Here is an 8,998-nt window from a genome sequence, read left to right on the forward strand (position 1 = left end):
TGCCGAGCCACGGCGTCGAGGCCGAGGTAGGGCTCATCGAAGAAGGTCAGATCGGCGCGGGAGGCGAGTCCGATGATGACTCCGACGGCAGACAGCTGACCCCGCGAGAGCTTCTTGATCGTCTGCTTCATCGGCAGCTGGAACTCCGCGATCAGCTCGTCGGCCAGGTCCTGGTCCCAGTTCTCGAAGAACAGGCGCGCCGCGGCGAAGGCATGACGCGGGTAGGCGTCATCCGGGTACTTCTGGCTCTCGCGCACGAAGCACACCCGGTTCAGCACCCGCGAGTTCTCGTAGGGGTGCTCCCCGAAGACGCGCACGGTGCCGGAGGACTCGAAGTTCTGGGCGGTGAGGATCGACATGAGTGTCGTCTTGCCCGCGCCGTTGCGGCCGAGGAGGCCGTAGATGGCGCCCCCTTCGAGGCTGAGCGAGATGTTGTCGAGCGCGTGGGTGTCCTTGTAGCGCTTCGTGAGGTTCTGTACCTCGATGACGGCGGTCATGCTCCGGTCTTCCCTTCTGGTCGGGGTGCGGCGGGATCTGCGACTGTCTGTGCCGCGCGCTCGCGGAGGAGGCCGGCGAGGTCCTCGGCTCCGAGCCCGAGCGTGCGGGCCTCGGAGAGGAGAGGGTCGATGAAGCGGTCGGCGAAGGCCGCTCGACGCTCGCCGAGCACGAGATCTCGGGCCCCGGATGCGACGAACATGCCGATGCCGCGGCGCTTGTACAGCACTCCCTTGTCGGTGAGCATGGCGACTCCCTTCGCTGCGGTCGCGGGGTTGATCCGGTAGAAGCCGGCGAGCTCGTTGGTCGACGGGGCCTGCGCCTCCTCGTCCAGTGAGCCGTCGAGGATGGAGTCCTCGATCTGCTCGGCGATCTGGAGGAAGAGCGGCTTGCCTTCGTCGATCACGAGTCCTCCGCGGTGGTTAGTGGGTTAGTTACTCGACTAGGTAACCACCGAACCTGGATCGTGTCAACCCTTCTAGCGAGGGCCTCTGCGTGCATCCGCATCCTCGAGTCGAGTCGAGTCGGGTCGAGTCGAGCCGAGCCGAGTCCAGTCGAGCCGAGTTGGGCGGGGTCACTTTCGCAACCTTTGCCGCCGCGTCCCCACTGGGCGGGGTCACTTTCGCATCCCTCGCTGCCGACCCGAGTCGGGCGGGGTCACTTTCGCATCGGAAAGGCTCGATTCCGGTGCGAAGGTGGCCCCGTTCGGTGGGGCGGTGCGGAAGTGACCCCGCTGGGTGGGGGGCGGTGCGGAAATGGCCTTGTCCGGGGTGGTGCGGAAGTGGCCCCGCACAGCGTGGGCTGTTGGCGCCCGGGCGAAGTTGGGCGGGGTCACTTTCGCATCGGAGAAGCTCGATTCCGGTGCGGAAGTGGCCCCGCTGGGTGGGGCGGTGCGGAAGTGGCCCCGCACGGTGGCGGGAGGGCGAGCGGGAGGGCGAGCGGGCGCGCGCGAGCGTGCGAGCGGGTGCGCGAAAGGGGCGGATGCGGCGGCATCCGCCCCCGGCGGCATCCGCCCCCGGCGGCATCCGCCCCCCGGGCGTCAGCCGCGCAGGTCGCGGGCGCGCAGCGCGACGACCGATGCCGCGACGAACAGCAGCGCGAGCCCCCACGTCAACGCGAGGCCGCCGGGATCGACACCGTCGGCGAGCGGCGACTGCCGGTAGACCCATGCGTACGGCGAGAGGGCGTTCAGCCCGTCGAGATCCGTCGACTGCTTGGCGAGCGCCTGCAGGATGTACCCGACCACCGCGATCCCTGCACCGACACCGGTCGCCCAGACCCGGCGCCCGGTCGCCGCCCCCGCGAGCAGGGCTGCGGATGCCGTGAGGAACGCGAGTCCGGTGAGCGCCGCACTGGCGCCGACGATCCGCCAGCCCTCGAGGCCGAGTTCGGCGGAGTCGTTCAGCGCCCAGACGACGAAGCCCGAGAACGCCCCGAGCCAGAGCAGCCGGACGAGCACGGCGACCGCCGACTCGAGCGCGTACTGACCGCGGCCGATCCCGTGCGCGAGGTCGAGCTCGGCTCGTCCGCTCTCCTCCGCCCCGGCGATCGCGGCGGAACCCCAGAGCACCGCGGCGATCGTGAGCAGCAGAAAGCCCATCAGTCCGTAGAAGGTGCTCTGCGTGTACCCGGCGCCGCTGGAGATCTGGTCGTATCCGATGGTCTCGACGAGCTGTTTCGGCAGCGCCGAGATGATGTCCTGCAGCTGCCCGTTGCCGCCGAGGCTCGGGTACAGCGGAAGGTAGAGGAGGAGCACGGCGGCGAGGCCGACCGTCCACCCGAGCAGGCTCCGCCACGAGTCGCGCAGGCTGCGCCGGAACACCGGCAGGATGCCGTTCATCGCCGTCCCTCCCCGTCGCGCATCGAGCGTCTCGTCCGGCGCTCGGCACGGGTCTCGACACGCGCCTCGACAGCGGGATCGGCACGGGTCTCGACAGCGGGATCGACACGGGGCTCGACAGCGGGATCGACACGGGGCTCGACAGCGGACCCGGCGTCGGGCTCGGCAGCACCCGCGCTGCGCTCGCCGCGTGTCCGAACCGACGCCGCGCTCGCCGCCGAGTCGCCGTAGAGCCGCAGCACGGACTCCTCGAGGTCGGGTTCCTCGACCGTCAGGTCTCGCACCTCGAACGGGGCCAGCGCCTTGATGAACGGGTCGATGGCGCCGTCGATCGTGCCCGACAGCTGCAGGATGCCGTCGGCATCCGTCGCGTCGATCCCGCTCAGCCCCGGAACCCGGTCGAAGCCGGCGCGCGTTGCGGCGGCATCCGTCGTCGAGATCTCGACGCGCACCCGGCGGATCGACCCCAGTCGCAGCGAGGCGACGTCGCCGTCGGCGACCACTCGGCCGTTCGCGAGCACGGCGACCTCGTCGGCCGTCTGCTGGATCTCGCTGAGCACGTGCGAGCTGAGCAGCACGGTCTGCCCGGCGTCCTTCGCCTCGCGCACCATCTGCAGGAACTCGCGCTGCACCAGCGGGTCGAGGCCGCTGGTGGGTTCGTCGAGGATCAGCAGCTCCGGCCGATGCATGAAGGCCTGGATGAGCCCGACCTTCTGCTTGTTGCCCTTCGACAGCGTGCGGACGGGACGTGAGAGGTCGACGCCGAGGCGGTCAGCGAGATCTCGGCCCGTGCGCAGCGTGGTCGCGGCATCGCGCGTTCCCGACACCTGCGCGTAGAACGACAGCATCCGGTGGCCGCTCGATCGCCCCTCGAGGTGCAGTTCTCCTGGCACGTAGCCGATGCGTCGCCGCAGTGCCGCCCCGCCGTGACGCGGGTCCGCACCGAGCACACGCACCGTGCCGGACGAGGGGCGGATGACATCGACCAGGGTGCGCAGAGTGGTGGTCTTGCCGGCGCCGTTCGGTCCGATGAGCCCGAAGACGGTGCCGGGGCGCACGTGCAGACCGAGCTCGTGCAGTGCGATGCGGCTGCCGTACCGCTTGTGCAGGCGGTCGATCTCGACGGTGTCGGTCATGATGCGTCTCCTTCCGAGGCGGTCCCCTCTGACGAGAGGGCGTCGCGGGCACTGTCGAGCAGCGCGGTCGTCGAGTAGATGCCGTGCGTGAGCAGCTCGAGCGTGGGCAGCGTCAGGCGGATGAGTCCTGCGGGGCTCAGCTGATCCGTGCCCAGTGCGCGCGCGATCTGACTGCGCATCACGACGGGGCCGAGGCCCATCAGGGTCACGAGCAGGGTCGTCAGCTCGGGGTCGCTCATGGGCTCGAGCATCCCTGCGTCGCGCTGCTCGGCGAGCACGCTGCGGGTGCTCTCCAGAAAGCTGTCGAACAGTCGATCGGCGGCGGGCGAGCCGTCGACGAGCATCCGCGAGAGGTAGTCGACGTACCTACCGTAGCGGTCGAGATCGTGCAGGGCCGCGCGGATGCGGTCGCCGGTCGGCGCCTCGATGAGGTCGTGCTCCTCATCGATGAACACGCTGACCACGAACTCGTCGCACTCGGCGCGCAGGGCGTTCTTGTCACCGAAATGGTGCACGATCAGCGCGGGGCTGACGCCGGCCTCCGCGGCGATCGCCCGCAGGCTTGTGGCGTCGAATCCGTCGCGGGCGAAGGCGGCGATCGCGGCGTCGCGGATGCGGGCGCGAGCGGTGAGGTCGTCAGCTGCTGAACGCATGTACAGCACACTAAACAACTGTTCAGCCTGCGTCAAGGGGAGCCGCTCGTAGTCTGGAGGCGTGGACTTCCCCTACAGCCGCCTGCGCCGCTGGCCCGATGTCGAGGCCGACAATCTGCAGGCCCACGACGCGACCGATCTGCTGCTCGTCGAGCGCGCCCTGTCGCTCGGGATCGACGGAGGGGAGACCGTGGTCATCGGTGACGACTACGGTGCGATCACGCTCGCGCTGACCGCCGCCGGTCTCGACGGCATCCGCGTTCATCAGGACCTCGCGACCGGGCGACGCGCCCTCGCGCGCAACGCCGAAGAGCTCGGGCTCGCCGGGTTCTCCGCCCACGAACTCGACGTCGCACTGCTGGGCGGGGCGGGGCTCGTGCTGCTGCAGCTGCCGAAGGCCCTCGCCGAGCTCGACGAGATCGCCGACGCGGTCGCGCGCTGGGCCGCCCCCGACGTCGTGCTCGTCGCCGGCGGTCGCGTGAAGCACATGACGATCGCGCAGAACGAGGTGCTCGGACGCCGCTTCGCGCACGTGCAGGCGCAGCGCGCCGAGCGCAAGTCGCGCCTCGTCGTGGCATCCGAGCCCCGGCCGGTTCCCGCCGAGCCGCCGTTCCCGGTGACCGCGCAGCATGAGGGACTGGTCGTGGTCGCCCACGGCGGCGCCTTCGCGGGCGCGAAGCTCGACATCGGCACGCGGTTCCTGCTCGAGGTGCTCGGCCTCGGCGGTTCACAACTCAGCACAGACGCCATCCCGCCGGGTGAAAGCGCCCCGGAACCCGCCGATCCCGACAATCCGTGCTGCGTTGTGAACGACGATGGGTCGAGCGCGACGCCGACCGTCGTCGATCTCGGCTGCGGAACGGGGGCGCTCGCCACCTCGTACGCCCTCGCGCACCCGGATGCGCGGGTCATCGCCACCGACCGGTCGGCGGCGGCGGTGGCCTCCGCACGCGCCACGGCGGCCGCGAACGGCGTTGCCGACCGCGTTGCCGTCATGCACGACGACGCGGGATCGCAGATCGCCGACGCGAGTGCCGATGTCGTCCTCCTCAACCCGCCGTTCCACCTCGGCACCAGCGTGCACACCGGCGCCGCGACGCGCCTGTTCGAGGCCGCCGCGCGCATGCTCCGCCCCGGCGGCGAACTGTTCACGGTCTTCAACTCGTCGCTCGGATATCGGGGCGAACTCACCCGTCTCGTCGGCACCACCGAGCAGCTCCAGCGCACGCCGAAATTCACCGTGACGCGCAGCGTCCGTCGCTGACCGCGCGCCTCGAAACGCCCGTGCGGCATCGCCTCACCGCCCTGTCCGAAACCCGCACAATCCCCCGGTCAGCGGCGGGAACTGAACGACATCAGAAATTGCGGATTTGCCCCTGACCGGCCGTTTCGTTACGTTGGTCGATGGGCCTGACGGCCCGAAGACCAGTCCGCGACCACGTCCTTCTTTCGAATGTGCTGTGCTGCGAAGAGGCGTGGACGTACGGTCGATGCTCTATCGCGGTGGATCCGAAATCCGCCGTCCGCGCCGCCACAGCACCATGTCGAAACGGCCGGGAGGATCACCCGGGCGTAACCGAAGCAGGCTCAGCCGCCCGAAGGCGAGCCGCAGGGGAAACGTGTCCGAAATCGCTCTAGAAGCGCGCAATCTGTACAAGGTGTTCGGGAAGAATCCGAGCAGTGCCGTCCGTCGACTCAAGGCCGGTGAGAGCAGATCCGCCGTCGGCGACGCAGGGACAGCCGCCGTCATCGACGCCAGCTTCACCGTCAACCGCGGCGAGATCTTCGTGATCATGGGCCTCTCCGGCTCCGGCAAGTCCACCATCATCCGCATGCTCAACGGGCTGCACGAGGCGACCGACGGATCCGTCGTCGTCAACGGCGACCCGATCACCGGCATCCCGGCTGGCCGCCTGCGCGAGATCCGCCGCGACCGCATCTCGATGGTGTTCCAGCACTTCGCGCTGCTGCCGCATCGCACGGTCGCCGCGAACGTCGCCTACCCCCTCGAGCTCAAGGGCATCGGCAAGGACGAGCGCCTGAAGAAGGCCGAAGAGATCCTCGCCCTCGTCGGTCTCGAGGGTCAGGCCGAGAAGCTGCCCTCCGAGCTGTCCGGCGGGATGCAGCAGCGAGTGGGCATCGCCCGCGCGCTCGCTGCCGATTCCGACATCCTGCTCATGGACGAGGCGTTCAGCGCGCTCGACCCGCTGATCCGCCGTGAGATGCAGGAGCAACTGCTCGAACTGCAGGAGAAGCTGCAGAAGACGATCGTCTTCATCACCCACGACCTCAACGAGGCCATGTTCCTCGGCGACCGCATCGCCGTGATGCGCGACGGTCGCATCGTGCAGATCGGAACGCCGGAAGACATCCTCACCGACCCGGCGAACGACTACGTCGAGCAGTTCGTGCAGGACGTCGACCGTGCCCGCGTGCTCACCGCCGCGAACGTCATGGAGCGCCCGCGCCCGGTCGTCGCCGAGACGGCGGGCCCGCGCACCGCGCTGCGCCAGATGCGCGACGCGTTCATGTCGGCGACGTACGTCACCGGTCGCGACCGCAAGCTGCTCGGCATCGTCACCGATCGGGATGCCGTCAAGCTCGTGCGCAAGGGCGTGTCGACCCTCGAGTCGATCATCAAGCCGGTGCCGCAGAGCGTGAGCGAAGACGAAGTGCTGATGAATCTCTTCGTGCCGTCGGTGGAGTCGCCCCTGCCGCTGGCCGTGGTGGATGCCGCAGGACGACTGACCGGCGTGATCCCGCGCATCACCCTGCTCGCAGCGCTGGGCCCCGGCCCCGGTGCGACCGGCGAGATCACGGTGCCGCTTCTTCCGATGCCGCAGGCGGAGATCGACGCGGTGCTCGATGACGGATGGACGGCCGACCCGCAGCCGGCCGCAGCTACGACGGAGGAGGTGCGCTGATGGATGGTTTCCGCATTCCCCTCGGCAGCTGGGTCGCGACGGGCGTCGACTGGATCAAGACGAACCTCGACGGTCTGCTCGACGTCATCTCGTTCGTGGTCAGCTTCCTCGTCGACGGCCTCACCCGCGCGCTGCTCAGCCCGCACTTCATCGTCATCATCCTGATCGCCGCGTTCATCGCGTGGCTCGTGCGCTCCTGGCAGCTCGCGATCGGCACGGTCGTCTCGTTCGGGCTGATCGTCGCCATGAACCTCTGGGTTCCGGCGATGCAGACGCTCGCCCTCGTGCTCGTCGCCGCGGTGATCGCGGTGCTGATCGCCGTGCCGCTCGGCATCTGGTCGGCCCGCAACGCCACCGTGCGCGCGGTGCTCAAGCCCGTGCTCGACTTCATGCAGACCATGCCGGCCTTCGTCTACCTGATCCCGGCGATCGTGTTCTTCAGCATCGGCGTCGTCCCCGGACTCGTCGCGACCGTGATCTTCGCGCTGCCCCCGGGCGTGCGCCTCACCGAGCTCGGCATCCGCGGAGTCGACTCCGAGACCGTCGAGGCAGGGCAGGCGTTCGGCGCCAAGCCGGGGCAGATCCTGCGCGGCATCCAGCTTCCGCTCGCGATGCCGACGATCCTCGCCGGCGTCAACCAGGTCATCATGCTCGCGCTGTCGATGGCGGTCATCGCCGGAATGGCGGGCGCGGACGGCCTCGGAAAGATCGTCGTCGAGGCGATCTCGACCATCAACATCGCCAAGGGCGTCGAGGCGGGTCTGGGCGTCGTGCTCATCGCCGTGTTCCTCGACCGCGTCACCGCGGCGCTGGGCGACCTCGGCAGCAACCGCTCGTCGCTGCTCGGCCTGCTCGCGCGTCGTCGGACGACGCAGCGCCTCGAGGCGGCCACCACTGAGGCGTCGTCGACCGCATCCGCATCCGCATCCAAGTCGGCCGAGGTGGCTGACTCGAAGAATGCCGCCGATGCGGCCGAGCGCGAGAAGGCCTCTCCGCGCCGCACCGCCGTCGGCGGCGGCGTGCACTGACTCATCCCTCCCACAAGAGAACAGCACCACCGCAGTACACAGCAACACAGCACCCATATATACGTAACGAGAGAGAGACACACATGAAGAAGAAGTTCCTGACGATCGCGGCCATCGGAGCCGCAGCGACCCTGACCCTCGCCGGATGCAGCGGCGACGGCATGGGCGGCACCGGTGGAGGCGCCGGCGGCGGAGACACCGGATCGGGCGACAAGGGCACGATCACGCTGGGCTTCCTGCCCTCGTGGACCGACGGACTCAGCACCGCGTACCTGCTGCAGGACCAGCTCGAGAAGATCGGCTACACGGTCGAGATGAAGACGCTGACCGAGGCGGGCCCGCTGTACACCGGCCTCGCCCAGGGCGATGTCGACATGTACCCGTCGGCGTGGCCCGAGCTGACGCACAAGTCCTACATGGACCAGTACGGCGACGACATCGAAGACCTCGGCGCGTACTACGACAACGCGAAGCTGACCCTCGCGGTTCCGGAGTACTCCGACCTGAACTCCATCGAGGACCTCGTGGGCAAGGGTGCAGAGCTCGACGGCAAGATCTACGGCATCGAGCCGGGCGCCGGTCTGACCGCGCAGACGCAGAAGATGATGCCCGAGTACGGTCTCGACAGCGAGTACGAGCTCGTCACCTCGTCGACCGCGGCGATGCTCACCGAGCTGAAGTCCGCGACCGATAAGCAGGAGGACGTCGTCGTGACGCTGTGGCGTCCGTTCTGGGCCAATGACGCCTTCCCCGTGAAGGACCTCGAAGACCCCAAGGGCGCGATGGGCGAGGCTGAGGCCCTGCACTTCCTCGGCACGAAGGGCTTCGCCGAGGAGTTCCCCGAGGCCGCAGAGCTGATCGAGAAGATCAAGCTCGACGACGAGCAGTACGGCTCGCTCGAAGACAAGGTCGTGAACGAGTT

The 8,998-nt window shown here is 68.9% G+C and carries 9 protein-coding genes; 4 read left to right on the forward strand and 5 right to left on the reverse strand.

Annotated features, from left to right (window positions below):
- The 5 genes from ABTZ43_RS16045 to ABTZ43_RS16065 all read right to left on the reverse strand — a co-directional run.
- Nucleotides 1-497: ATP-binding cassette domain-containing protein (locus ABTZ43_RS16045; RefSeq protein WP_350539511.1), on the reverse strand; the 497-nt coding region annotated here is incomplete at its 3' end.
- Nucleotides 494-901 (reverse strand): GntR family transcriptional regulator, encoded by a 408-nt coding sequence (locus tag ABTZ43_RS16050; protein WP_350539512.1) that lies wholly within the window; start codon nt 899-901, stop codon nt 494-496. The genes ABTZ43_RS16050 and ABTZ43_RS16045, both read right to left, overlap by 4 nt.
- Before the next feature lie 633 nt (nt 902-1,534).
- On the reverse strand, nt 1,535-2,335 hold the full coding sequence (locus ABTZ43_RS16055; RefSeq protein ID WP_350539513.1) for an ABC transporter permease subunit: 801 nt from the start codon (nt 2,333-2,335) through the stop codon (nt 1,535-1,537).
- A complete protein-coding gene (locus ABTZ43_RS16060) occupies nt 2,332-3,471 on the reverse strand; it encodes an ABC transporter ATP-binding protein (protein ID WP_350539514.1) in 1,140 nt (379 codons plus the stop codon). The genes ABTZ43_RS16055 and ABTZ43_RS16060 overlap by 4 nt, the downstream gene beginning before the upstream one ends.
- Nucleotides 3,468-4,124 (reverse strand): TetR/AcrR family transcriptional regulator, encoded by a 657-nt coding sequence (locus ABTZ43_RS16065; protein ID WP_350539515.1) that lies wholly within the window; start codon nt 4,122-4,124, stop codon nt 3,468-3,470. Before ABTZ43_RS16065 ends, ABTZ43_RS16060 begins: the two co-directional genes overlap by 4 nt.
- Before the next feature lie 61 nt (nt 4,125-4,185).
- Here ABTZ43_RS16065 and ABTZ43_RS16070 point away from each other — a divergent pair, with 61 nt between their 5' ends.
- The 4 genes from ABTZ43_RS16070 to ABTZ43_RS16085 all read left to right on the forward strand — a co-directional run.
- Nucleotides 4,186-5,388 (forward strand): class I SAM-dependent methyltransferase, encoded by a 1,203-nt coding sequence (locus ABTZ43_RS16070; RefSeq protein WP_350539516.1) that lies wholly within the window; start codon nt 4,186-4,188, stop codon nt 5,386-5,388.
- A 355-nt stretch (nt 5,389-5,743) separates the two neighbouring features.
- A complete protein-coding gene (locus tag ABTZ43_RS16075; RefSeq protein ID WP_056414112.1) occupies nt 5,744-7,048 on the forward strand; it encodes a quaternary amine ABC transporter ATP-binding protein in 1,305 nt (434 codons plus the stop codon).
- Entirely contained in the window at nt 7,048-8,076 is a 1,029-nt protein-coding gene (locus ABTZ43_RS16080; protein WP_350539517.1) for an ABC transporter permease, read from the forward strand. Before ABTZ43_RS16075 ends, ABTZ43_RS16080 begins: the two co-directional genes overlap by 1 nt.
- 83 nt (nt 8,077-8,159) lie before the next feature.
- Nucleotides 8,160-8,998 (forward strand): glycine betaine ABC transporter substrate-binding protein (locus tag ABTZ43_RS16085; RefSeq protein WP_350539518.1); only part of this gene is annotated, 839 nt, incomplete at its 3' end.

The sequence above is a fragment of the Microbacterium sp. NPDC097977 genome, assembly GCF_040302605.1.
In the GTDB taxonomy this organism is placed as follows: domain Bacteria; phylum Actinomycetota; class Actinomycetes; order Actinomycetales; family Microbacteriaceae; genus Microbacterium.

Excerpts from the sequence above, each read along its gene's own strand:
- ABTZ43_RS16080 (WP_350539517.1), top strand. The coding sequence starts at position 7,048 with ATGGATGGTTTCCGCATTCCCCTCGGCAGCTGGGTCGCGACGGGCGTC.
- ABTZ43_RS16065 (WP_350539515.1), bottom strand. The coding sequence starts at position 4,124 with ATGCGTTCAGCAGCTGACGACCTCACCGCTCGCGCCCGCATCCGCGAC.
- ABTZ43_RS16060 (WP_350539514.1), bottom strand. The coding sequence starts at position 3,471 with ATGACCGACACCGTCGAGATCGACCGCCTGCACAAGCGGTACGGCAGC.
- ABTZ43_RS16055 (WP_350539513.1), bottom strand. The coding sequence starts at position 2,335 with ATGAACGGCATCCTGCCGGTGTTCCGGCGCAGCCTGCGCGACTCGTGG.